The 23325-nt window shown below is 62.4% G+C and carries 28 protein-coding genes; 8 read left to right on the top strand and 20 right to left on the bottom strand.

Annotated elements, in window-relative coordinates; all coding sequences use genetic code 11:
- Positions 1 to 29: 29 nt before the first annotated feature.
- The 7 genes from C7I85_RS19980 to C7I85_RS20010 form a co-directional block, all read right to left on the bottom strand.
- Positions 30 to 596 (bottom strand): hypothetical protein, encoded by a 567-nt coding sequence (locus C7I85_RS19980; protein WP_106725928.1) that lies wholly within the window; start codon positions 594 to 596, stop codon positions 30 to 32.
- A gap of 61 nt (positions 597 to 657) precedes the next feature.
- Positions 658 to 1815, bottom strand: coding sequence for a M24 family metallopeptidase (locus C7I85_RS19985; protein ID WP_106725784.1), 1158 nt, complete (start codon positions 1813 to 1815; stop codon positions 658 to 660).
- Positions 1815 to 2609 (bottom strand): peptidoglycan editing factor PgeF, encoded by a 795-nt coding sequence (gene pgeF / locus C7I85_RS19990; RefSeq protein ID WP_106725785.1) that lies wholly within the window; start codon positions 2607 to 2609, stop codon positions 1815 to 1817. The genes C7I85_RS19985 and pgeF overlap by 1 nt, the downstream gene beginning before the upstream one ends.
- Positions 2610 to 2716: 107 nt before the next feature.
- Positions 2717 to 3805: a class I SAM-dependent methyltransferase gene (locus C7I85_RS19995; RefSeq protein WP_106725786.1), complete on the bottom strand. Its 1089-nt coding sequence runs from the start codon at positions 3803 to 3805 to the stop codon at positions 2717 to 2719.
- A complete protein-coding gene (gene lgt, locus C7I85_RS20000) occupies positions 3802 to 4656 on the bottom strand; it encodes a prolipoprotein diacylglyceryl transferase (protein ID WP_106725787.1) in 855 nt (284 codons plus the stop codon). Before lgt ends, C7I85_RS19995 begins: the two co-directional genes overlap by 4 nt.
- Before the next feature lie 99 nt (positions 4657 to 4755).
- Positions 4756 to 5055: a type II toxin-antitoxin system RelE/ParE family toxin gene (locus tag C7I85_RS20005; RefSeq protein WP_106725788.1), complete on the bottom strand. Its 300-nt coding sequence runs from the start codon at positions 5053 to 5055 to the stop codon at positions 4756 to 4758.
- Entirely contained in the window at positions 5055 to 5309 is a 255-nt protein-coding gene (locus tag C7I85_RS20010; RefSeq protein ID WP_106725789.1) for a type II toxin-antitoxin system ParD family antitoxin, read from the bottom strand. Before C7I85_RS20010 ends, C7I85_RS20005 begins: the two co-directional genes overlap by 1 nt.
- Positions 5310 to 5461: 152 nt before the next feature.
- On the opposite strand from C7I85_RS20010, the gene C7I85_RS20015 reads away from it, so the two are divergent.
- From C7I85_RS20015 to C7I85_RS20030, 4 genes are all read left to right on the top strand, one after another.
- On the top strand, positions 5462 to 5773 hold the full coding sequence (locus tag C7I85_RS20015; protein ID WP_106725790.1) for an accessory factor UbiK family protein: 312 nt from the start codon (positions 5462 to 5464) through the stop codon (positions 5771 to 5773).
- A 326-nt stretch (positions 5774 to 6099) separates the two neighbouring features.
- Positions 6100 to 6600, top strand: a complete 501-nt coding sequence (locus C7I85_RS20020) for a YbjN domain-containing protein (protein WP_106725791.1) — start codon at positions 6100 to 6102, stop codon at positions 6598 to 6600.
- A gap of 12 nt (positions 6601 to 6612) precedes the next feature.
- Positions 6613 to 6972, top strand: coding sequence for a tRNA-binding protein (locus C7I85_RS20025; RefSeq protein WP_106725792.1), 360 nt, complete (start codon positions 6613 to 6615; stop codon positions 6970 to 6972).
- Between the two features lie 206 nt (positions 6973 to 7178).
- Positions 7179 to 8351, top strand: a complete 1173-nt coding sequence (locus tag C7I85_RS20030) for a TMEM43 family protein (protein ID WP_245445019.1) — start codon at positions 7179 to 7181, stop codon at positions 8349 to 8351.
- Between the two features lie 26 nt (positions 8352 to 8377).
- Here C7I85_RS20030 and C7I85_RS20035 read toward each other — a convergent pair whose 3' ends face one another.
- From C7I85_RS20035 to C7I85_RS20045, 3 genes are all read right to left on the bottom strand, one after another.
- Positions 8378 to 9673, bottom strand: coding sequence for an ATP-binding protein (locus tag C7I85_RS20035; RefSeq protein WP_245445026.1), 1296 nt, complete (start codon positions 9671 to 9673; stop codon positions 8378 to 8380).
- Positions 9674 to 10072: 399 nt separating this feature from the next.
- Positions 10073 to 10792, bottom strand: coding sequence for a response regulator (locus tag C7I85_RS20040; RefSeq protein ID WP_106725793.1), 720 nt, complete (start codon positions 10790 to 10792; stop codon positions 10073 to 10075).
- Entirely contained in the window at positions 10779 to 11312 is a 534-nt protein-coding gene (locus tag C7I85_RS20045; protein WP_106725794.1) for a MarR family winged helix-turn-helix transcriptional regulator, read from the bottom strand. Before C7I85_RS20045 ends, C7I85_RS20040 begins: the two co-directional genes overlap by 14 nt.
- A gap of 268 nt (positions 11313 to 11580) precedes the next feature.
- On the opposite strand from C7I85_RS20045, the gene C7I85_RS20050 reads away from it, so the two are divergent.
- From C7I85_RS20050 to C7I85_RS20060, 3 genes are all read left to right on the top strand, one after another.
- Positions 11581 to 12474, top strand: coding sequence for a branched-chain amino acid aminotransferase (locus tag C7I85_RS20050; protein WP_106725795.1), 894 nt, complete (start codon positions 11581 to 11583; stop codon positions 12472 to 12474).
- Between the two features lie 153 nt (positions 12475 to 12627).
- Positions 12628 to 12915, top strand: a complete 288-nt coding sequence (locus tag C7I85_RS20055; RefSeq protein ID WP_106725796.1) for a hypothetical protein — start codon at positions 12628 to 12630, stop codon at positions 12913 to 12915.
- Between the two features lie 142 nt (positions 12916 to 13057).
- Complete coding sequence (locus C7I85_RS20060; RefSeq protein WP_106725797.1) at positions 13058 to 13702, top strand: MBL fold metallo-hydrolase; 645 nt, start codon at positions 13058 to 13060, stop codon at positions 13700 to 13702.
- Between the two features lie 7 nt (positions 13703 to 13709).
- Here the strand turns inward: C7I85_RS20060 and pqqE are convergent, their stop codons facing one another.
- The 9 genes from pqqE to C7I85_RS20105 form a co-directional block, all read right to left on the bottom strand.
- Complete coding sequence (gene pqqE / locus C7I85_RS20065) at positions 13710 to 14831, bottom strand: pyrroloquinoline quinone biosynthesis protein PqqE (protein ID WP_106725798.1); 1122 nt, start codon at positions 14829 to 14831, stop codon at positions 13710 to 13712.
- Positions 14828 to 15124, bottom strand: a complete 297-nt coding sequence (pqqD, locus tag C7I85_RS20070; protein WP_106725799.1) for a pyrroloquinoline quinone biosynthesis peptide chaperone PqqD — start codon at positions 15122 to 15124, stop codon at positions 14828 to 14830. Before pqqD ends, pqqE begins: the two co-directional genes overlap by 4 nt.
- The gene (gene pqqC / locus C7I85_RS20075; protein WP_106725800.1) at positions 15124 to 15879 is read right to left on the bottom strand and encodes a pyrroloquinoline-quinone synthase PqqC; all 756 of its coding nucleotides are present in this window, start codon (positions 15877 to 15879) and stop codon (positions 15124 to 15126) included. Before pqqC ends, pqqD begins: the two co-directional genes overlap by 1 nt.
- Positions 15876 to 16814 carry a pyrroloquinoline quinone biosynthesis protein PqqB gene (pqqB, locus tag C7I85_RS20080; protein WP_106725801.1) on the bottom strand — a complete coding sequence of 313 codons (939 nt, stop codon included), beginning with the start codon at positions 16812 to 16814 and terminating at the stop codon, positions 15876 to 15878. The genes pqqC and pqqB overlap by 4 nt, the downstream gene beginning before the upstream one ends.
- A 134-nt stretch (positions 16815 to 16948) precedes the next feature.
- A complete protein-coding gene (locus C7I85_RS20085; RefSeq protein WP_106725802.1) occupies positions 16949 to 17044 on the bottom strand; it encodes a pyrroloquinoline quinone precursor peptide PqqA in 96 nt (31 codons plus the stop codon).
- A 180-nt stretch (positions 17045 to 17224) separates the two neighbouring features.
- Positions 17225 to 17782, bottom strand: coding sequence for a PQQ-dependent catabolism-associated CXXCW motif protein (locus tag C7I85_RS20090; protein ID WP_106725803.1), 558 nt, complete (start codon positions 17780 to 17782; stop codon positions 17225 to 17227).
- Positions 17783 to 17847: 65 nt separating this feature from the next.
- A complete protein-coding gene (locus C7I85_RS20095; protein ID WP_106725804.1) occupies positions 17848 to 18711 on the bottom strand; it encodes a substrate-binding domain-containing protein in 864 nt (287 codons plus the stop codon).
- On the bottom strand, positions 18711 to 19232 hold the full coding sequence (locus C7I85_RS20100; protein WP_106725805.1) for a c-type cytochrome, methanol metabolism-related: 522 nt from the start codon (positions 19230 to 19232) through the stop codon (positions 18711 to 18713). The genes C7I85_RS20095 and C7I85_RS20100 overlap by 1 nt, the downstream gene beginning before the upstream one ends.
- A gap of 180 nt (positions 19233 to 19412) precedes the next feature.
- Complete coding sequence (locus tag C7I85_RS20105) at positions 19413 to 21308, bottom strand: methanol/ethanol family PQQ-dependent dehydrogenase (RefSeq protein WP_106725806.1); 1896 nt, start codon at positions 21306 to 21308, stop codon at positions 19413 to 19415.
- A gap of 726 nt (positions 21309 to 22034) precedes the next feature.
- Between C7I85_RS20105 and C7I85_RS20110 the strand changes: the two genes are divergently transcribed.
- Positions 22035 to 22379: a hypothetical protein gene (locus tag C7I85_RS20110; RefSeq protein WP_106725807.1), complete on the top strand. Its 345-nt coding sequence runs from the start codon at positions 22035 to 22037 to the stop codon at positions 22377 to 22379.
- Positions 22380 to 22398: 19 nt separating this feature from the next.
- Here the strand turns inward: C7I85_RS20110 and C7I85_RS20115 are convergent, their stop codons facing one another.
- Positions 22399 to 23259: a quinoprotein dehydrogenase-associated SoxYZ-like carrier gene (locus C7I85_RS20115; RefSeq protein WP_106725808.1), complete on the bottom strand. Its 861-nt coding sequence runs from the start codon at positions 23257 to 23259 to the stop codon at positions 22399 to 22401.
- Positions 23260 to 23325: the final 66 nt, after the last annotated feature.

Genomic DNA, 23325 nt, shown 5'->3' on the forward strand with positions numbered 1-23325 from the left:
AAAGCTCGATGTGGCGGTGAGACCCCGGCTTAGCCGGTTTGTCCCGACAACCATAACGCGAGCTGGTCGATGGTTGCATCGGCGATCGACTGCATGGCGCTGGGCGGAACCGAGCTCCATCCGTCGCCGCCCGAAATCTGAACTTTCTGCTGGCCGTTGATGCGATGCAGGCGCGTGCCGGCCGGATCGTAGACGTCCCATACATAGACGACCGTGGTTTCCTTGCCCTCGGTCAGCGCCGAGAAATAGCCTTTCAGCACATGGGTCGCGGTCTGGTCAGAAGAGCCGGCAAGGCGGATGCCGCGTTCGCGCGCCTTGGTCGCCAAGCGCTCGGTGAGGGGCGTGGCGGCCTCGACGCTGGCGCCCACGATCGGCGCCACCTGGACGCGAATATTGGCAGAGATCGGCTTGCCGAGGGCAGCCGTGTCGGTGGTGCTCGTGGTGGCTGACGACGTCGCGGGCTGAGGCCCGGCGGTGGCGCTGCCGGATTGCTGGGCGGCGATGGCCGAGGGTTCCAGCACGTCCTGCGTGCTGGTGCAGGCCGACAGGGCGGCAGCGGCAAGCAACGCCATGGTGCTGACCGGCAGTCGCCTCATCGTCATGACATCAACCGCAACCCGCACCGATTCCACCTCTCTCTGCCAAAGCGGATTCACTTCACGATGACGTCACGATCAAGTCGAGATCGTGGCGCGAAAGTGGCCGAGGCTGCGTTTCGGTGGTGAGGTAGGTCCGGCCCAGCGTCATCGCAGTTTCGGTCTCGGAATCCATGATGATCATATGCGCGAAAAGCGTCATGTCGGGCGCGATGGGCTCGGGATTTCCCTGAAAGAACATCGGCATGTCCATCCAGGACGGCGCAAAGCGCGCGCCGAGCGAATAGCCGCAGGCATTTAGCCGGTGCTTGGTCAGGCCGTGCGCCTCCATGGTGCGGGCGTGGGCGTCGAACACGTCGCCAAATGTGTTGCCGGGCGTCATCGCCTTTTCGACCGCAAGCAGTGCGTCGCGAGCGGCCTCGAACAGTTCCTGATGCCGACGCGAGGCCTTGCCTGTCAGCACGGTGCGCATCATCGCGGCGTGATAGTGGTTGTAGACGCCGGCCCATTCCAGCGTGAGCTGGTCGTTCTTGTTGAGCTTGCGACGGCCGGACTTGTAGCGGCAGAGAAGCGCGTCGGTGCCGGAGCCGATGATGAAATCATTCGCCGGATAGTCGCCGCCGCCCTCGAAGATCGCGCCCTGCATGGCAGCCAGGATCAAGCCTTCGTCGGTGCCCTGCTTGATCAGCGGCAGGGCGGCGTCGAGCGCCGCATCGGCAAGCTCGGCAGCCTTTTCCACCTTCTTGATCTCGGCCGGGCTCTTGAACAGGCGTAGCCGCGAAACGATGCCGGACGCGTCGGCGATCTGGCCAAAAGTCGACAACAGCTCGTCGACGCGGCGGCCGTTATAGGCGGTGAGGCCGTGGGTATCGTATTCGACGCCGATGCGGGCGCCGAGCAGGTCGAGGTCATTCAGCAGGTTGCGCAGGTCGAGCGCGGGGTTGGAGCCTTCGCGGTCAGTCCACAGAACGATGTTCTCGATGATCGAGGTCTGGCGTGCCTGGCGCAGATCGGCCGAACGCGTCAGCAGCGTCATGGAGCCATCGACCTTCACCACAAGGCACTGGAAGAAGCAGAAGCCGAAAGTGTCGTAACCGGTCAGCCAGTACATGCTTTCCTGCGCAAACAGCAGGATCGCATCCAGCTTCTTCTCGGCCATTTCGATGATCAGGCGGTCACGACGTGCGTCGAATTCGGAGCGTTCGAAATGCAGCGCCATCAATTCCCCTCCAGAACGATTGCTGATATCTGCCGGCCGTAGTCCGCCTCCTTGCGGTGGGTGGACCGGCGGTAGGAATAAAACAGATCTTCCTCCGCATAGGTGCAGCGATCGAGGCACTCGGCATCGACGCCGAACTTGCGAAGGCGATCGACAGTGTATCGGTTGAGGTCGAACATCGCGTGGCCGGCACTTTCTGACGGCGCGAAGTAGCGGGCATTGTCCGCATCCGCGGCCACGAAGCGCTCGACGAATTCCGGGCCGACCTCGTAATTCTTTGGGCCGATCGAAGGGCCGAGCACGGCAACGATGCGCTCGCGACGCGCGCCCAGGCTTTCCATCGTGCTGACGGTGTTTTCCAGAACGCCGCCGAAGGCGCCTTTCCAGCCGGCATGCGCCGCGCCGATGACGCGCGCTTCCGGGTCGGCGAACAGGACAGGACCGCAATCGGCGGTCGAGGCGCCGATGGCGATGCCGGGCCGGTCGGTGACGATGGCGTCGCCCTTGGGGCGCGGGCCGTTGAAAGGTTCGCGCGCGACGATAACGTCCGGCGAATGGATCTGGTAGGCGGTCAGAAGCGAATCGGCTTCCACGCCCATCCAGTCGGCGACGAGGCGGCGGTTTTCACGCACGAGCGTCGGGTCGTCGTCCGAGCCTGCGCCGATGTTGAGGCCGCGATATATGCCTTCGGAAACGCCACCCACGCGGGTGAAGTAGCCGTGCCGAATGCCGTTGGACTGAGCTTCGCCGAGGCGGGCGGAGCGAATTGGATTGAGCGTCGATCGGTCTGCCATGGCCCGCCTTGTTCTTTGCGAAGACGGTTCCGTCAAGGCGAAAATCACTCACGCCGCCCGTGCATTCGCTCGCGAGCATGGGACAGTGAGGCAGCGGATCGGCCGAGTCAATCCGCGTTTGCGAAGGGCGGCACGCGGATTTCCGGCGGTGTGACGGCGAGTACCTTGAACAGGTTTCCCATCGCATCGGGGCCGGCCAGGCGCTCGACTTCGCTGTGGATTTTCTCGCGGCCGACGGCGTCAGCATTGGCGCCGAGCCGGCCGGCGCGCTCGAGAAGCCCCATGCCCAGCAGGAAGTCGCCCTGAGTGGCGAGGTGCGCTGCAAGGCCGTGAGAACGCGCGGCTGTCGCGAGCGCCTGGAAGTCGACATGCGAGGTGATGTCGGCAAGGCCGGGGCTCGCCAGCACGTCCTCGTAGCGGTGTTTTCGCAGCGCCTGCAGCGTGTCGCCGACGCTCGGCGTGAAATAGCCGTAGTCGATGAACAGGCCTGCTCCGCCGGACGCGGTGATGCGAGCCGCGATGGTCTCCATGAGCGCGCTGCGAGCGGGCGCGATTTCCACGATTGCGCCTTCGGGCGCCTGGTGGGCATCGGGTGGCAGCAGGGACGGATCGAGCGAGCCGGCGCCGGCGACGAATTGCAGGTTGCCGGCATCGTCGACGGCCACGGCGCGTTCACGCCAAACGCCGCCGGCACGGACGAACTGGCGGGTCGGAATGGCGTCGAACAGCTCATTGCCGACGATGAACAGCGGCAGCTGCGGCAGCGTGTCGATGGTAGGGTGCCACTCGATGTCGGTGGCGAAGTCGCCGAGCGTTGCCCTTTGCACTTCGGCAAGCCGCGGGCTGGTCTCGATCAGGGCAAGCCTGGCCTGGCTCACGAAAGCCGGGTCGAGCCTCGACAGCGTGCGCAGCATATCCTTCATCAGGGTGCCGCGGCCGGGGCCGATCTCCGCCAGCACGAAGGGCGACGGGCGGCCAGCCGCATCCCATGCCGTGCGCAGCCAGATGGCGACCAGCTCGCCGAACATCTGGCTGATCTCGGGTGCGGTAGTGAAATCGCCGGCGACGCCGAAGGGCTCGCGCGTGGTGTAGTAGCCCTGTTTGGGGTCGAACAGGCAAAGCGCCATGTATTCGGCCACCGAAATGGGGCCGCTGGCGGCGACGAGATCTGCGATGCGCTGCTTGAGGTCGGTCATGCCGTACCGGGGGCTATTGCCGCGGGCTTTGCGGTGGCCATTGCCCAGATGCCGAGCAACACCATCGGTATGGACAGCACCATGCCCATGGTGAGCCAGCCGCCGTAGAGGTAGCCGAGCTGCACGTCGGGCTCGCGGAAATATTCAGCGAATATGCGCGAGCAGCCATAGCCGGCCACGAAGGCGCCGGAGACGAAGCCAGGCCGCTTCAGCTTGAAGAAGACGTGGGTGAGGATGCGCAGCACGCAAAACAACACCAGGCCCTCAAGCGCAGCCTCATAGAGCTGGCTTGGGTGACGGGTGAACGGGCCGCCATTGGGGAACTCGATCCCCCAGGGCAGGTCGGTCGGCCGCCCCCAGAGCTCGGAGTTGATGAAATTGGTGAGCCGGACCAGGCCGAGCCCGACGGGCACGCCGGCGGCGATGACGTCGAACATGGTCCAGATCGGAATGCCGCGCGAGCGAGCAAACAGGATCATCGCAATCGTGGTGCCTAGGAAGCCGCCATGGAACGACATGCCGCCCTGCCAGACGGCGAAGATGTCGAGCGGGTTCTGCATGTAGCGGGCGAAATCATAGAACAGCACATAGCCGATGCGCCCGCCGAGCACGACGCCGACCGCCGCCCAGACCAGGAAGTCGTCGAGGTCTTCCGGCTTCATTGGCAGCTTGCCGTCGGTCCAGAGCTTCGGGTTGGTCACGAGCCTGCGGCCGTACCACCAGGCGAACAGGATGCCTACGATATAGGCCACGCCGTACCAGTGAATCGCCAGCGGCCCGATATGGACGATGACCGGGTCGATGTTGGGGAAGGGCAGGGCAGCCAGCGGCAGGGCGAGATAGTTGCTCAAGAAAGTCTCCCGGTCGGACGAACGGCTTGGCGCGGACCATGCGGCAGGCTTTTGGCATGGTCAAGGCAAGGGTAACAAAGGGCGTCTTTCGATCCGAGGTCAACCTTCGGGGAAGAGAAGCCCATCATAGTCCATTGCGCCGTGGAGGATGTGGATGATCTGAACCGCATCGTTTTCTACGCGGTAGAAGATCAGATAATTGCCATGGACCCGGCGGCGGATGCCGCTCGTCCTGTAGCGTTGGAGCAGAGGAAAGCGTTTCGGCATGTCGGACAGGCCAAGACACCTTTCTCTCAACTCGCGAACGAGTCCCAATGCGCGGGCAGGGCTTTCCAAAGCCACATAGTCGCCGATCGCCTCGAGTTCCATCTCAGCCGCATCGGTGAAGATGACGCGCATCATTCGCCGGTTTGAGCCTTGTACTTGGCCTCAAGTCGCGCAAACACTTCGTCGGCGGGTTTCACGCGTCCCGCTTCGGCGTCGGCAAGGCCGCGCGCTATGGCCGCATCGAGGGCGGCAAGCCTCATCTCCCGTTCCTGGATGATGCGTACGCCTTCGCGCAGCACTTCGCTCTTGGAGTTGTAGCGGCCGCTTTTCACGAGCTGGTTGACGAACTCCTCAAGCGGCGCGCCAAGGTCGGCACTGATGGCCATGGCTGGCTCCTTTCATCGCAGCGATGAACTTAATAACTGTTATTAACCACGGCAAGCGCCGAAAGTGTGGCGGCAGGGCCGCCTCATGGCCAACAGTCTTGCATTCGGCCCGCCACGGCACTACGTCGGAATGGCAAAAACGAGGTGCTGCCATGTCGAACGGACCGAACCGCATTCTGGATGAATTTGCCAAGCTGGTGACGGATGCCGCGGGCGCCGCGCAGGGCGTTCGGCGCGAGGTCGAGACCGCCTTCAAGGGCCAGGCCGAGCGCATCCTCAATTCGATGGATGTGGTCCAGCGCGAAGAGTTCGAAGCGCTGCGCGAGATGACGCTCAAGGTGCGGGCCGAGAACGAAAGACTGGTGGCGCGAGTGGCTGAACTTGAAGCCAAGCTCGCAAATTCCTCGGACGAAGTGTCCGAAACGGGCGCAAAGCGCGCCGCAAAGTCTTCATCCAAAAAATAATTCCTTAACCTTATCCACATAGGGCCGTTACAAAAAAGCGCTTTCGGCTGAATCGCTTATCCGGCTTGCATAAAATTCTGAGTCAGCCAGTTTCCACACCCTATTAGCCTCTTCCGTAAAAAGGGGCTGGTAACGCGACTCTGCATCAATACACTGAATTTGTTGCATGATTCGAAACCGAGTCATGCGCCGGGCGGTGGGGGTCCGGTTCTAGTGTTCCTGTGTGCTGATCTTTCCTGCCGACCAAACTTCTAGAGATAGTGTGTTCGCGTGTGCCCGTCCCGCGGAGCCTTCAGTTGTGCTCCGAGAACGTCAGGAAGCATTTTATGGAACTTGTCGAACTGGAATTTGCACGCGAAATCCACCCGGTGGATGTGATCGAACAGGTCGCTCACAATAACGAATGGTCGTTCGAGCGTACCGGCGATGACGAGATTGCCATCTCCGTCACCGGCACCTGGACGGACTACCACGTCTCCTTCTCGTGGATGGAAGACTTCGAGGCGCTGCATCTGGCCTGCGCCTTCGACATCAAGGTCCCCGAGTCGCGCGCCGTCGAGATCATGCGGCTGCTCTCGCTGATCAACGAACAGATGCTGTTCGGCCATTTCGATCTCTGGGAGCAGGAAGGGGCGATCATGTTCCGCCAGTCGCTGCTGCTCGCCGGCGGGGTCGAGCCGACCAGCCAGCAGGTCGAAGTGCTGCTGTCCTCGGCGCTCGAAGCCTGCGAATGCTATTTCCAGGCCTTCCAGTTCGTGGTCTGGTCGGGTACTTCTGCCAGGGATGCTCTCGCGAGCGTCCTGTTCGAGACCCGCGGCAACGCCTGAGACTTTTTGGAAATGACTGCGCATAGCGAGCGAAAGCCCGAGATAACCTTCGCCGATTTCGACCGCGTCGATATTCGCGCTGGCACGATCGTGGAAGCTGAACCGTTTCCCGAGGCGCGCAAGCCGGCGTTCAAGCTCAAGATCGATTTCGGCCCCGAGATCGGCGTGAAGAGATCGTCGGCGCAGATCACCAAGCACTATACGATCGATACGCTGATCGGTCGGCAGGTGTTTGCGGTGATCAATTTCCCGCCGCGCCAGATCGGCAAGTTCATGTCGGAAGTGCTGACGATGGGCTTCCCGGACGAGAATGGAGATGTCGTTCTCGGCGCCATCGAGCGGCGCGTGCCGGACGGCGGCCGGTTGTATTAGCGCCATCGCCGGCTGACCAACCGGTCCGCAAACCCAATAGCTGGCAGCCTTGAGTGTGCCCGCCATCTTGGCGGCGCGCTCAATCCTGGTTGTATTCACACTTCCTCAAGTGCCGCCGCGCTACCCATCAGGCTCCGGTCGGGGGACTGGATGGGCAATGGTATCCGGGCAGGCCTTAGTCTGCCCTTTGCTGTCGGGGGCAGTAATTGAGCAACAGTTTTACCAAGACGACATCCGTGTCGTGGTTCGAGCGCATCAAGCAATCGGTGATCGGTGCGCTGATAGGCATCCTGCTGGTGATCGGCGCGGTGGTCCTTCTGTTCTGGAACGAGGGGCGCGCGGTCACCACGGCCCGCTCGCTGGCCGAAGGCGCCGGGGCGGTGGTGACGGTTTCCAGCGAGTCGATCAGCGCGGCCAATGACGGCAAGCTGGTCCATACCAGCGGCACGGTGACGACGGACGAGACGCCGGAGGATGAAGAGTTCGGCGTCGAAGCCAGGGGCATAAGGCTCGTGCGCACGGTCGAAATGTACCAGTGGCACGAGAGCACCAGCCAGGAGAGCAAGAAGAATATCGGCGGCGGCGAAGACACCGTCACGCACTATACCTATTCGACCGACTGGTCCGAGAATGCCATCGATTCTTCGAAGTTCGAGTATCAGCAAGACCACGACAATCCGTCGATGGACATCGTGTCGGCCACGTCGCAGGTGTCGGAGGCCCAGCTTGGCGCCTTTGCGCTCGGCGAAGCCGTGCTGGACCAGGTTGGCGGAGAAGAGCCGCTGAAGCTCTCGTCGGCTCAGCAGGGCGCGATCGAGGCGGCCTACACCGGCCCAGCCAAGCTCTCGCTGACCGATGGCGGCATTTACCTTGGCAACGATCCGAAAAAGCCGGCCGTGGGCGATTATCGCGTCCGCTACAAGCTGGTGCCGCTCGGCGACATCAGCGTGGTCGCCAAGCAATACGGCAACAGTTTCGAAGGCTACCAGACCAAGGCGGGCGACGAGTTGTTGCTGGTGGAGCGCGGCAAGGTCTCGGCCGAGAAGATGTTCGCGAATGCGGTCAGCGAGAACAACATTCTGAGCTGGATTCTTCGTGCCGTCGGGCTGGTCGTCCTGATGGTCGGCTTTGCCATGATCATGGAGCCGATCGGCGTGATCGCCGACGTCATCCCGTTCCTGGGCGACATCGCGCGGCTGGGAACCGGGCTTGCGGCCTTTCTGTTCACCATCATCGTCGGCACGGTGACGATCGCGATCGCCTGGTTCTACTACCGTCCGCTGCTGGCGCTCGGGGTCGTCGTGGTGGGTGTCGCCCTGACGGTTGCGTTGATGCGCTTCTTCAAGGGGCGCAAGCAGCCTGCAGCGGCGCCTGCATAAGCCATCTTAGCGAAGCCGGGTGCCGGTCAGGCCGGCACCCGGATGATGGCGCGGAGGCCGCCGAGCGGGCTTTGCTCCAGCATGATGTCGCCGCCGTGGCTGCGCGCGATGTCGCGGGCGATGGCAAGGCCGAGCCCGGTGCCGCTGGCGTCGAGGTTGCGGGCCTCGTCGAGCCGCACGAAGGGCTTGAACACTTCCTCGCGCTTTTCCTCGGGAATGCCCGGGCCGTTGTCGTCGACGATCACGGTGAGCGAGCCGCGCGTGTGGGTGGCCGTGACACGCACCTCCTCGGCATAGCGGAAGGCATTGCCGACCACGTTGGAAAGCAGGCGCGTGAAGGCAGTCGGCCGCACATGGATGATGCGGTCGCCGGCAAGCGAGGTCGACAGGCTGCGCTGGCGCAGCTTGGCCTCCTCACTGAGTTTTTCGAAGAAGGCTTCGAGATCGAACCGGCCCGGATCCTCCGCGGCCTCGCCGCGCGCGAATTCGAGATAGCCTTCCAGCATCGACTGCATGTCGTCGATATCCTGGTTCAGCGCTTTGAGGTCGGGCTTCTTGCCGGAGAGGGCAAGCGTTAGCCGGAAGCGCGTGAGGATGGTGCGCAGGTCGTGGCTGACGCCGGTCAACATCGCCGTGCGCTGGTCGATCTGGCGTTCGATGCGCTCGCGCATCTGGATGAAGGCGAAGCCGGCGCGCCGCACCTCCTCAGCGCCGCGCGGACGGAAATCGCGCGGCATGGGGCGCCCCTTGCCGAAGCTTTCTGCCGCCTCGGCGAGCTGTAGGATCGGCCGGATCTGGTTGCGCAGGAAGGGAATGGCGATGACCAGCAGCACCAATGAGGTGCCGACCATCCAGATCAGGAAGATATGCGTGTTGGAGGCATAGGCCTGGCTGCGGCGCACGAAGACGCGCAGCACCTTGTCCTTGAGCTGGACGCGCACCTCCACGATGTTGGAGTTGCCCACCGTGTCGATCCAGAACGGCCGGTTGATCTGCTTGGTGATCTCCGACGAAAGCGTCTGGTCGAGCAGCGAGAAGAAGGGTTTCGGGCCCGGCGGTGGCAGCGGGTCGGGCGGCAGGATATCGACCTTCAGCGCCAGCCGATCCTGCGCGATGCGGATGACGTTGGCGTAGTCGTCGTCATGCGGGAAGGTCTCGATCATGTCGATGATGGCGGAGATGTCGCGGGTCACCGCCTGAGACAGGCGCAACGTCACCGTCTGCCAGTGGCGCTCCATGAACACGAAGGCCACCACAGACTGCAGCAGGATCATCGGCGTAATGATGATGATGAGCGAGCGCGGATAGAGGCGCTTGGGCATATAGAGCGAGATCAGCCGCCAGAATCGATGCCAGGTGCGGCGCGCGGAAATGGCAGCGCGGCGCGCGCGGGCGGCGAAGCTGTCGTCTTCGGGGCTGTTCAATTCCGTCGTTGCCATCTGCGCTTCCATCGCCCGGCGGCCTTTCAACCGGTGGGCGGCTACTCGGAGATACACTCTATGCCACATGCGGGGCAGGGCAGGGCACAAGAACATGAAAAGCCGCCCGGCGTGCAGCGCACGCCCGCAGCCTCATTTCTTCGCGCCCGTTTTGCAAGCACGTTGCTCCGGCCTCGCATCCGAGCAAGGGTGAAAGGCTCTATATAGGCCGGACACCGGAACCTCCAAGCCGCAGATGCGCGCATTTCTCCGTCGGTCGAAACGCGTCTCCAGGCGGTTGAGCTATTCGATGCTCAGCCTGTAGCCGATGCCGCGGACCGTCTGCAGCCAGACCGGATTGGACGGGTCGCGCTCGATCTTGCGGCGGAGCCGGTTGATCTGCACGTCGATGGTGCGTTCGCCAACCTCGGAATCGCCGCCGACCAGTTCGTGGCGCGGAATGGTTTCGCCGGCGCGCTCCGCGAAGATCGCCAGGATCTCCTGTTCGCGGTCGGTCAGCTTCAGCGGCTCGCCGGCCTTCTTCAGTTCGCGGCGCGCGATCTGGAAGGTGTAGGGGCCGAACACCAGCTGCTCGACCTTGGGCGTGGCCACCGGGCCGCCGCGGCGCAGGATGTTGTTGATGCGCAGGATGAGTTCGCGCGGGTCGAAGGGTTTTGGCAGGTAATCGTCGGCACCGGCTTCGAGCCCGGCGATACGGCTGTCGGTTTCCGACAGCGCCGTCAGCATCAGGATCGGCACCTGCTTTTCGGTACGCAGGGATTTCGTCAGGTCGACGCCGTTTTCGCCGGGCATCATGACGTCGAGGATGAGAAGGTCGAAATCGAGGCCGGCCAGCTTGCGCCGGGCTTCGGCGGCATTGCCGGCAACGGTGATGCGAAAACCGTTCTCGCTCAGATACTGCTTAAGAAGATTTCGGATACGGGTATCGTCGTCGACAACCAGCAGGTGCGGAGCGTCATCGTCCGGCACAGTCGGATTGTCGGAAATATCATTCGTTTCCATGCTCTTTTCCTGACGCGTTTCCGGGCAGCTTGTCAATCTGCGCCCTCAATTCGGGATTGACCATCGCTTTCAGAAACCGTTCGATCCCCTCACGTTCGGTCGCGGAAGAACTCCCCAATGCAGCACGGATGCGGCGTGACTGTGGCCGCGCCAGGGCCAGGGCCAGCGAGCGACCCTTTTCGGTGGGATAGAGCTCGCGCTGGCGCCGGTCAAACTCGCCCTGCACCTGGGTGATGTGGCCGGTGTCGATCAGCTGCTTGAGCACACGCGCAAGGCTCTGCTTGGTGATCTGCAGCACGTCCAGCAATTCGGCTACCGTCAGGCCCGGCATGCGGTTGACGAAGTGAAGCACCCGGTGATGGGCGCGGCCGAAGCCGTATTCGGCCAGGATCTGGTCCGGATCGGAGGTGAAATCGCGATAGGCGAAGAAGAGAAGTTCGATGATGGACAGGTCGACGCCGTCTTCGCCGGTGATGGCGGTCTTGATTGGGGTGGCGTTGGTGCCGGTGCGATCCGTCATGGCGTTCCTTGCAGGGCTCTCAAAAATTTATGTCAGCCTTGTTGACATATTTAGGGACGATGGTAATTTTTGCCAAGCTTTCGGGGTCAAATGCGAACGAAATGGCAAGCCTGGGCGGTGTTCCTTGGAATATCGTGCAATCTGCCTTGTTGCCCATAATGGCCCCCGCTTCAAGCTACCAGCCGCCCTGGAGCAACGGCCATTGCTCTAGCGACTGGCCTATTTCCAACAGTGAAACTTGCGCGGGCAGGACCCGCTGGAGGTTGTTATGGCATCAGTTCCCTTCGATCAGCTTGATGGCTTCATCTGGATGAATGGCGAGTTCGTCAATTGGGCCGAGGCCAAGATTCACGTACTTACCCACGGTCTGCACTATGCGAGCGCGGTGTTCGAGGGCGAGCGCGCCTATGGCGGCGAGATCTTCAAGCTGACGGAGCACAGCGAGCGCTTGCATGAATCGGCGCGCATCATGGGCTTCAGCATTCCCTATTCGGTGGCCGAGATTGACGACGCCTGCCGCAAGCTTCTGAAAATGCAGGGTTTCCGCGATGCTTATGTGCGGCCGATCGCCTGGCGCGGCAGCGACTCGCTCGGCGTTTCGGCGCCGAACAACCGCATCAACTGCGCCATCGCGATCTGGCAGTGGCCAAGCTATTTCAGCCCGGAGCAGAAGCTGAAGGGCATCCGGCTCGACCTTGCCGAATATCGCCGCCCCGATCCGCGCACCGCGCCCTCGCATGCCAAGGCCTCGGGCCTTTACATGATCTGTACCATCTCCAAGCATGCGGCCGAGGCCAAGGGCTATTCCGACGCCATGATGCTCGACTGGCGCGGGCAGGTGGCGGAAGCCACCGGCGCCAACATCTTCTTCGCCAAGGAAGGCAGGCTGCATACGCCGAAGGCTGACTGCTTCCTGAACGGCATCACGCGCAAGACGGTGATCGAGCTGGCGCGGGCGCGCGGCATCGAAGTGGCCGAGCGCGCCATCATGCCGGAGGAACTGGATAGCTTCGAGGAGTGCTTCCTGACCGGCAGCGCGGCCGAGGTGACGCCGGTGGCCGAGATCGGGCCGCATCGTTTCCAGCCCGGCGCAATGTGCAAGTCGATGCTCGAGGATTATGCGGCTGCCGTGCAGCCCAAGCACGCGGTTGCTGCCGAGTAAAATAACCTTCTCTGCAAAACAGATGAGCCTGAAGCGGGCGGCTAGAAGCCGCCCGTTTCTATTTGAAACTCAACTATTTGACTTTCATGAAATTAGGCGTCTCATGCTGATATCGGCTCTCGCGAGTCGTCTTACTGTTGGAGGGATAGTAATATGGAAACGCTTCTCCCTATCATCATTCAACTTGTAACCGGCGCCATTGGTGGTCTCGGCGTCGGAGCCGCGCTCAAGCAGGCGGCGATGAGTGCGGCTGTCAAGATTATCTCGGGTGCGATCGGCGGCGTGGCCGGCGGTCAGATACTCACCCGCCTTCTCAGTGATCCGAATGTCGCAAGCGCCATGTCGGGTGCTCTCGGCGACGGCATCGGCGGCCTTGTCGGCGGTGGTGTGCTGACGGCAATCGTCGGCGCGGTCATGGGTACGATGAAAAAAAGCGCATGAGCAACTGAGCTGCTTCAATGTGGATTTCGACAATGGGCGGCTTCGGCCGCCCATTTTCGTTGGCCACAGCGTTTACCGCACCTCGCATGGACCTTGCGGGCAATCGTGCCTAAATGTGCCCAGAACAACCGAAAGGAACATCATGGGCCAGCTCAATGCAGGGATCGTGCCGGTCACGCCCTTCCAGCAGAATTGCACGATCCTGTTCGACGCCGACGACAAGATCGGCGTGGTGGTCGATCCGGGCGGCGATGTCGAGCACATCCTTGCCGCCATCGAGGCCAATGGCATCAAGGTCACCGCCATCTGGCTGACGCACGGCCATCTCGATCATGCCGGCGGCGCCATGCAACTGAAGGAAGCGCTGGGCGTCGACATTATCGGCCCCCATGAGGACGACCGCGTGCTGCTCGACAACATCGAGAACTCGGCGCAGCGTTTCGGCCTGCCGGCAGGGACGCTGCGCAACTGCGTGCCCGACCGCTTCCTGACCGAGGGCGAGGTGGTGTCCTTCGGCGACCACAAGTTCGAGGTGCTGCACTGCCCGGGCCACGCGCCGGGCCATGTCGTCTACTACAATCGCGATGCCAAATTCGCTCATGTCGGCGATGTGCTGTTCCAGGGCTCGATCGGCCGCACCGACCTGCCGGGCGGCGACCACGCGGCGCTGATCCGCTCGATCAAGGAAAAGCTCCTGCCGCTGGGCGACGACATCGGCTTCATCTGCGGCCACGGGCCGGGCGGCCGTTTCGGCGACGAACGCCGCAGCAATCCGTTTTTGGTGTAGGCCGGACTTACACCGGCTCCCGCACCTGCGCGATGCGGCGATAGATGAACTCGGTGCCCTTGTCCGTCTTCGCGGCGGCCTGGGCGTCTGCCACCAGCATGCCCATGCGTGCATGGATGGGTGACTTGATGCAGGCCGGGTCGGTGGCGGCGGCATCGCCGGCGATCGCCATGGCCTGGCAACGGCAACCGCCCCAGTCGATCTCGCGCCTGTCGCAGCTGCGGCAGGGTTCCTGCATCCAGTCGGTGCCGCGGAAGGCATTGAAGCCGGGCGAGTCGGTCCAGATCTCGCGCAGTGTGCGCTCGCCGAAACGCTCGAAGGTGAGCGTGCGGATGGTCTGCGCGGCGTGGCAGGGCAGGACCGTGCCGTCGGGCGCGACCATGAAGGCGTCGCGCGCCCAGCCGCCCATGCAGGGTTTCGGGTAGGTCGCGAAATAGTCGGGCGTGACGAAATCGATGTTCATGATGCCGCGCAGCCGCTCCTGCGCCGCCGCCACGATCTCCATCTGCTTTTCGACGGCCTCGCGGCTCGGCATCAGCGCGTCGCGATTGACCAGCGCCCAGCCGGAATATTGCACATTGGCGATCTCGAGCCGCTCTGCGCCGAGCGAGAGCGCAAGCTCGATGAACTCCGGCACTTCCTCGATATTGTGGCGATGGATAGGCGCGTTGATGGTCAGCGGCAGGCCGGCGGCGCGCACGCGCCGGGCCGTGTCCAGTTTCTGCTCATAAGCCGAGTGCATATGGCTGATGAGCGCGGTGGTGGCGGGGCGGGCGCCCTGGATGCTGAGCTGCACATGGTCGAGTCCCGCTTCGGCCAGCGCGCGGATGCGGTCTTCGGTGATATTGACGCCGGCGGTGATGAGATTGGAGTAGACGCCGCGCATGGCGAGGCCGTCGACCAGCTCTTCCAGGTCGCGGCGCACGGTCGGCTCGCCGCCCGAAAGATGCACCTGCAGCACGCCGAGATCGGCCGCCTGACGGAACAGCTGCGCCCAGGTCTGCGTGTCCAGCTCGCGGTTTCCCTTCAGAAGCTCTACCGGATTTGAACAATAGGGGCACTGCAGCGGGCAGCGATGCGTCAGCTCGGCCAGCATGCCGATTGGCGGGAAGAGGGTGGCTTCGCTCATGTTTTCACCAGCAGCTTGTCGGTCCACTCCTGGAGGAAGGCGGTGACGTCGGCGGCGACGTCTTCCTCGGCGGCATCATATTCCAGCGCCAGCGCCGATATGATGCCGGCAACCGTGGTCTGCCCGTCGCAATGGCGCAGGATGTCGAGGCTGACTTCGTTCGGCCAGAACACCTTTTCGGGCGAGAGCACCGCCCAGGCCTGTCGTACCGGATCGTACTGGATGCGGACATGGCCTGGCAGCGACGGGGTTGCGTCGGGCGATATGATACTCCTTTCGCGCAGCGCGATCATCACCTTGCCTCCGGCTGGAAGGCGCCCGGCGGTATGTGGCCGGGCTCGCCATAGGCGTGCATCAGCGCATCGAGCATGGCCCACAGCACGTCGCATTTGAAGACCAGCGCATCGATGGCGGCCTGCTGGCGCTCGGGCGTGTCGGCGTGGCTCAGCACATAGGCCAGCGCGAAATTGGAGTCGCGCGAAGCCTGCTCCGGGCGCTTCTCGAAATAGGCCAGCGTGTCCCTGGTCACGTAGTCGTATTTGGCGAGGATCGCCGGTACACGCTCGCCGATGATGACCGGCGAAAAGAGCTCGGTCAGGGAGGAGGCGACGGCCTCGAGCAGAGAACGGCTGGCGCAGAAGGACAGATAGGCGCCGACGGCAAAGCGCGTGGCCGGAAGCGCGAAGCGCTCGCCCTTGACCATTTCGGCGTGGAGGCCGAGCCCGGTGGCGAGCTTAAGCCATTTGGCGATGCCGCCGTTCCAGCCGTCGTCGCCATCATGATCCTCGACACGCTTGCGCCACTCGGCGCGGAAGGCGGGGTCTTCAGCGCGGGCGATGATGGTGGCATCCTTGCGCGGGATCACGGCTTGATAGCAGTAGCGGTTGAGCGCCCAGGCCTGCATCTGCCCCTTGGTCAAGGCGCCGGCCGTCATCTGGTGATGGAAGGGGTGGCGGTTGTGGTAGCGCTCGGCGCCGACCTGGCGCAACACTTCTTCGAGCTGTGCTGACGTCAGGCCCCCCTTGGCCGCCTCGTGAAAGTCGGTCACAGCTCGATCTCCATCCCGTCATGGCCGATCTCCCAACCTGCGGCGCGGACCGTCTCGTGTTCTGCCGAGCTTTCGTCGAGCACCGGGTTGGTGTTGTTGATATGCACAAAGATGCGGCGGCCAATCGGCACGTCGGCGAGTTGACTGATCGAACCGTCGCGCCCCGACATGGCAAGGTGGCCCATGCGCTGACCGGTCTTGGGGCCGACGCGGGCAAGCACCATCTCGTTGTCCGTGTAGAGCGTGCCGTCGAAGAACAGGCAGTCGGCGCCAGCCAGGCGCTCGCGCAGGCCGGGATCAATGCGCGCGCATCCGGGAATGTAGAAGGCAACCCCGCTGTCGTCGTCCCCGGCGATGCGCACGGCGATCGTGTCGCCGCTGTCGGAGCTGAAGTTCTCGTCGGGCCGCGTCGCGTTCTCAAGATAGAGCGCGACCTTACCCGGAACCGAAAACGGCAGGATGCGAATGCCGATCTGGCGGTCTTCGGCGTCAGTCAGCTCGATCTCCTCGCCTTCCGTAAGCTGCCGCCGCGGCACAATGGCGGGGTCGAGCACGTTGAAGATGGAATTTGCCTGCAAGGTGGAGAGCACGCGCTCGGTGGCATAGATCGCGAAGGGCTGGCGCTCGCGCAGGCTGAGCAGGCCCGCAATATGATCGACATCGGCATTGGTCAGTACCACGGCGCGGATCGGGGTGTTGCGCGGGCCATCTTCGGGCTGCGGCTGCAGTTCGGGCGTGTTGGCAATCTGCTGGCGGATGTCGGGGGATGCATTGAAGAGCACCCAGCCTTGGCCATCGGCCGACACTGCAAGGCTGGACTGCGTGCGCGGCCAGACGCCTATGGTCCCCGCGCGCGCTGCACGGCTCAGGTAGTAATTGCAGTTCCACTGCGGGAAACCGCCGCCCGCCGCCGACCCGACGATTTTCACGCGCATCGCAAAATCCGTTGCAAGGGTTTTCGAGCCCACAACCTCCGTGTGCTGCGGAAGCAGCCCAAAATCGATCGAAATGGCGCGGCAAGCGCTTCGGGCGCGTGCTCACTGGCTGACAAGCACGCGCCTCCCGCGGCTTACTTCTTGGGAGTGATCTCAGCCGGCAGATACCGCGATATCTCCATGCCCGCGGCGACCTGGCACATGCTTGGCTTGGTCCAGTTCTTCTTCATGATCTTCTCCTCTTGGCCGGCCTCCGGGGAAAGCCGGGTCTCACCTGTCAGCCATTGCGGTGGCACCGTTTGCAATGGCTCGTCCATCGCCAAATGGACAAATGAAAGGGACCGTCATGAAACAACAATTAAAACAAAGGCTTGGTCGCCTATGAAAAGCCGACCCTTCGAAAACCCGTGTCATGGAGCGAATAGCGGTCGCTTTTCCTCGAGCGGTAGGCCAGCCTTCTCCCAGCCGTCTGCGCCGAGAGGATACCAGAGGACCGATGTGTAGCCCCACCCGAGGGCGCGCCTGGCCGCGTTCCACGACATCCAGCAATCGGTCATGCAGTAAAAAAGTATGGTGCGCGACCGGTCATTGCCAGTGTATTTGATCAAAGAATCTTGAAAAAAATCCTCCTGTTTCTGGTTGAGCTCTCCGTAGCCGACATTGGCGAGCCAGATGCTGCCGGGGATGTCCTTCCTAATCTTGTCGCGCCAGATAGTGCCGGCGGGAAGGTTAGGGGGCTTGGGCGTGCCCGGCATGACATCGAGGAACACCGCCTTCTTGTCGCGCCACAGCGCCTCGGCCTCATCCGTCGTCACCACGCGCGCACCCTGCAACGTGTCCGGTGTCGGCGCGCGATAGTCGTCCATGCGATAGCCGGAGGGCTCCGGCGCGCCGCCGGCGAAGGCTGTGACCTCAGTCGAACCGAGAATGCCCGCGACGAGCAGCACCATCATCTCCTTTCGCTTCATCGTCTCTCCGGCATGTTGTTCCAAACCCGACCGGCTGCCTGCCGGCCGTCTTCCAACTCCTGTTGCTATTGCGTGATCAGATTGTCCTGCTCGTCGAGCAGGGGCACGTTGTATTCCAGCAGCAGCTTGTTGATGTCGCCCTGGTTTTCCTGGATGAACTTATTCAGTGTGCGCTTCCACTCCTGGTCGGAGGGGCGAACGCCCATGGTGATGCGATAGGTCATGCGTGAGCCGGTCTTCTCCTTGACCAGCGGCACCACGGCGAGATCGGCATTGGCCTTGTGGGCGTAGTAGCCGGCCATCGGCCCCCAGATGATCGCAACGTCAATGGCGCCGTCGAGCAGGTCCTTGACCATCACCTCGCCCATGGAGGGGGAGATGCGGGAGTCGATCATCAGCGGATAGGCTTTGGCGGTCTTCAGCAGCTTGGCCTCGGCCATGTTGGCGGCCGGCGGCGTGCCGCCGACGACGCCGATCTTCTTGCCGACCAGCTTCGGATCCTCGATCGTCTCGACACCGTCGAGGCCGCCGCCCTTCTTATAGACCAGCGCGTAGGTCGATCGGTAATAGGGGTTGGTGTTCTGCACCAGGTCGTCACCCTGGGCGAAACCCATGATGACGTCGCAGCGATTGGCGCCGAGCGTGTTGCGTACGAAGCCGGTGACCATCGGATACCAGGTGTAACGCACCGATTTGCGCCCGAGCTTGGTAGCCACCATCTCGGCCAGCTTGTTCTCGAAACCCTCGCCGGTCTGGTTGCTGAACGGGAGGTTCGAGGGATCGGCGCAGACGCGCAGCACGTCGGGATCGACCAACTCGCCGGCCGCGCCTAGCCCGGCACCTTGGGACAGCGCCGAAGCGGGCAGGGCGACGGTCAGCGCAAGGGTCGCCAGGACGTTGAGGAGCTTTCCATGTATGTGGTTCGTCATCACGTCCCACCCATGCACTGGTTTTCGTAATCCTTGGCCGCCTGGGACTTCTGCTCGTGCTTCTCAGGACGGCCACGCGGCAGGTCGCCGACGGCCCGGGCGCGCAGATAGACGTAAATGTCATCCATGTAGCAGTAGACGTTCTTGTTATCGCCGAACGCGGGCATGACCTTCTCATTGCCGGCGCTCAGGTTCTTGCGGCCCTCGGCGACGATCGACAGGAAGGTCGGATAATCCATGGTCTTCAGGGAATCGGCCAGGGCGGGCGCATAGGTCGAGCCAACGCCGTCAGGCCCGTGGCAAACATAGCAATCGGAGTTGAAGCGGCGAAAGCCGCTGAACGTGTACCAGTCGACGGTTCCGTCGGGCTGGATCTTGAAGGTGGGGTTTCCGTCTGCGTCGAGATACTTGCCGTCTTGCTGGGAAACGGCCTTGGCCTTTTCCGCGTCGTCGGCCAGCGCGGCGCTCGCCACCGGCAGGAAGGAGATAGCCATGGCCGAGAGTATAATGCGAACAAACATTCAGGACCTCATGTCTTGACGCGCCGCAACCAAAACGGCCTCGAGACGGAACGATTGCGACTTGGCTTGGGGTTTGAACTGCAACAACGAGGGCCCGGAGCGGATCGACGATGCGTTCCGGGCCCCCGCTCTTTCATCTTGCGTCCCGAAGGACGACATTGACTGCGTCTTCCAAGCCGATCAGTCCGGCAGACCAAACACGGTCAGCTGACCGCCGAGCGTCGTGTAGTCGGCAAGACCCGCATAGCCACCAACCGCGCCGAGGCCGGCTGTGCCGACGCTCTCGGATTCGTTGCCCTGCTTGCGACCCTGGTCGACCGCGCCATGCCATGCGGCGGCATTTTTCGGCTGCAGCAGGCCGCCGGCCAGCCCGATGCCGGCCCAACCGCCGACGCCGGAGTAAACGGCGATGTACTGCTTGCCCTTATGCTCGAAGGTGGTGATGTTGCCGATGATGCCGGACGGCGTCTTGAACTTGTAGAGTTCCTTGCCGTTCTTATCGACAGCCTTCAGGTAGCCTTCGAGCGTGCCGTAGAAGACCACGTCGCCGGCAGTTGCCAGAGCACCCGACCACACCGAGAACAGCTCGGGCTTCGACCAGACGATCTTGCCCTTGGCTGCATCCCAGGCGATGAAGGCACCCATGTCGTTGCCACCCGGTGCGGGATACATCGACACGGTGGCGCCCACGAAGGGCTGGCCGGCGGTGTAGCTCACGCGATAGGGCTCATAGTCCATGCAGACATGGTTGGTCGGCACGAAGAACAGGCCATCCTTCGGCGAGTAGGCTGCCGGCTGCTGGTCCTTGGTACCAAGGGCCGCCGGGCAGATGCCGGTCGTGTTGGTGTCTTCGCCATTCTGCTGGGTCGAGTATTTGGCCACGACCTGCGGGCGTCCATACTGGTCGCTCTTGGGGTCCATGTTGACCTCGGTCGCCCAGTTCACGGCCGGATCGTACTTCTTCGCAACCAGAAGCGAGCCGTCCTTGCGGTCGAGCGTATAGGCGAAGCCGTTACGGTCGAAGTGCACCAGAACGTCGTGCTTCTTGCCGTTGACCTCCATGTTGTCGACGAGGATCATCTCGTTGACGCCGTCATAGTCCCACTCGTCGTGAGGGGTCATCTGATAGACCCACTTGGCCACGCCGGTGTCGGCATCGCGGGCGAAGATGGTCATCGACCAGCGATTGTCGCCGGGCCGTTGCACGGGGTTCCAGGTCGAGGGGTTGCCACTGCCGTAGTAGATGAGGTTCAGCTTCGGATCATAGGAGAACCATCCCCAGGTTCCGCCGCCGCCGGTCTTCCACTGCTCGCCTTCCCAGGTTTTCAGGCTGGAGTCCGGCCCAACCGGCTTGCCGAGCTGCGTGGTCTTTTCGTCGACCAGCGTATCGGAGTCGGGTCCCATCGAATAGGCGCGCCAGGCCAGCGAACCATCCTTCAGATTGTAGGCGGTCACATGGCTGCGGACGCCGAATTCGCCGCCGGAGATGCCGACGATCACCTTGTCCTTCACGACCATGGGTGCGTTGGTTCCGGATTCGCCCTTGGCGCCGCTGGTCGATTCACCGTTCTTGGCCTGCCAGGCGACCTGGCCGGTCTTGGCGTCGAGCGCGGTAATGGTGGTGTCGGCCTGGTTCAGGATGATCTTGCCATCACCATAGGCCACGCCGCGGTTGACCGTGTCGCAGCACATGATGGGAATGACGTTCGGGTCCTGCTTGGGCTCGTACTTCCAAAGTATCTTGCCGTCATGGTTGAGATCGAGCGCGTAGACGATGTTCGGGAACGGGGTCGTCACATACATCACGTCGCCGATGATCAACGGTCCGCCTTCATGACCGCGCAGCACGCCGGTCGAGAACATCCACTTGGGCTGGAGGTTCTTCACATTTTCGGCGGTGATCTGTTTCAGCTTCGAATATCGGGTATTGGCATAGTCGCCCGTGGGCATTGCCCAGTTGGACGGGTTAGCAGCAAGCTTTTCCAAGTCATCATTCGCCCACGCTCCGTAAACCGATGCGCCGGTGAGCAGCGCTACGGCCAGTGGAAGGCAGGCGGCTTTCTTGAGTACACGCATTGCAATCCTCCCGGGGTTCACATCAGGATTGAGCCGTTTCGCCCACACGGGCATCAAGCTATCCATATAGCGGGGAAGTATTTCCGGCAGCGTGTCACGACCTAAGCCAGATGAGCAGAGGGCACCGTTACCGCCCACCTCACTCGGCCTACGAAAGACTGTCGCCGCTCCCTAATGACGGTGACGCCCTTGAAGCCGGAAACATCGAAAGGCTATGTCATTACCCTAGGCAAGGCAAGCATAAAGGGTCCATTACTTGTTGCGGTGCAGTATAAAACTCGTTGCAATGCAGCATATCATCGATATGCGATATGGTATGTAATTTTCGGTGCTTTCTAAGCTTTATGAAACTTAGATAGATCGATTTTTGCTTTCATATCTATTTATGCAGATATGGCGCATAATTTATTTTTGAGATATATTAGTATTATTTGGCTTTATCTCATGGATTGTTGAGTTTCCTTACGAGCTATTTTCGAAAACTGAAGCAAGCAGCAGTTCCGTGATTTTTATCGTCGCGCGAATTGTGGCGAGAACAAGCGCGAGTTGGGACTGAAACGCGCTCCTGAGGCGCCTTCGCGACCACCAGCGTGCATCCTCCTTTGGTCCTATATGACAGGTTGAAATGGCCGGCGGCGAACGGCCAACTGGACAATCTTGGCTTGCAGCGCCACGCTTGCCGAAGTGGCTGACTTTTGCCCTGGAGTGCCATCGGAGGAGCTGAAGATGTTTTCGAGACTGCCGATTGTCCTGGCCGCCGGTTTGCTCGTTGCGAGCGGCTGTCCATCACGCGCCGCGAACGACTATCCAACCTCGGCCCGGGCCGATTACGTGATCGGCTGCATGGGCTCCAATGGCCAAACGCATGAGATGCTGGAGCGGTGCTCCTGCTCCATCGACGTCATCGCCTCGATCGTCTCCTATGACGATTACGTAACGGCCGAAACCTTCAGGCGCATGTCGCAGACCACAGGCCCCAACACCAGCCTGTTCAAGGAAAGCGCGCCCGCCAAGGCAGCGGCCGCCGAACTGCGCAGGGCCCAGGCGGAGGCGGATGTCCGCTGCTTCTGAGATTTGTAGCCCGTGAGACCTACAGCTTGGCGGTTTCGAGCGGCCACTGATCCTGGAACTTGTTGCCGTCGGTGTCGGTGGCCTCGACCCTTATCGGGTTCTTGCCATCAGGATGGTAGTTGAAGCGGAAATTCGGGTCCTCGGAGATCGAAATCCCGCTTTCCATGCTGAAGATCTTCCGGTCGCCCTGCATCACCGACAATTCGTGGATGAAGTGCGGCGGGATGAAAAGCTGCGTCTGCGGGTCGCGCTGCAGGCCGGAATTGTTGGGATGCCGGATCATCAGCTGCAACTCAGGCGACCGGCCGTCGATCGAGTCCTTCGCCGCGAACTGGCGCAGCTTCATCTGGCCCATGGTGGCCTTGGCCTCGTCCTGGTTCTTCACCGCCGGCGCAGAGCACCCGCCCGAAGCCTTGACGAAGGTTTCCGTCATATAGAGCTGACCGTCCTGCGTCTCCGCGATTGCCCGCACGAAGGAATAATCGTTGACGCGAACGCGGGTCGAAAAATGGGTCACGCCCGAATTGTCGCCGAACTTGAAGGTCGCCGCCACGGGCGAGGGGTTCACGTCGATGATGAGCGTGATGGCCTTGACCCCATTTGGAGCCTTGGCCGGATCGATGCGGATATCGACGGGCACGAGTGCCGCATCCTGCGCCCGCCTGGGCGCCTCGATGCTGATCAGCCCTTCGTTGTCCTTGATCGGCCGGTTGGCGAAGACATCGGTCTTGAGACTGTTCCAGGTCTCGTTGGAGGGAGCGTCGGCGGTCTCGGCGCGGGTGAGAGAGGCGAACCCGCCTATCGCGGCAACTGCTAGGAGCAGCGCCGCCGCCGTATTGCGAAGCGTGGTGCGCCGAACGATGTGGGATGAATCTGACATGTGTGCCTCCTCCACCGGAATGTCACAGGTGGTGCCCAGGCTGCCTCGGATGATAGTCCCGTGGCC

It is taken from the genome of Pseudaminobacter soli (ex Li et al. 2025), from assembly GCF_003012705.1.
In the GTDB taxonomy this organism is placed as follows: domain Bacteria; phylum Pseudomonadota; class Alphaproteobacteria; order Rhizobiales; family Rhizobiaceae; genus Pseudaminobacter; species Pseudaminobacter soli.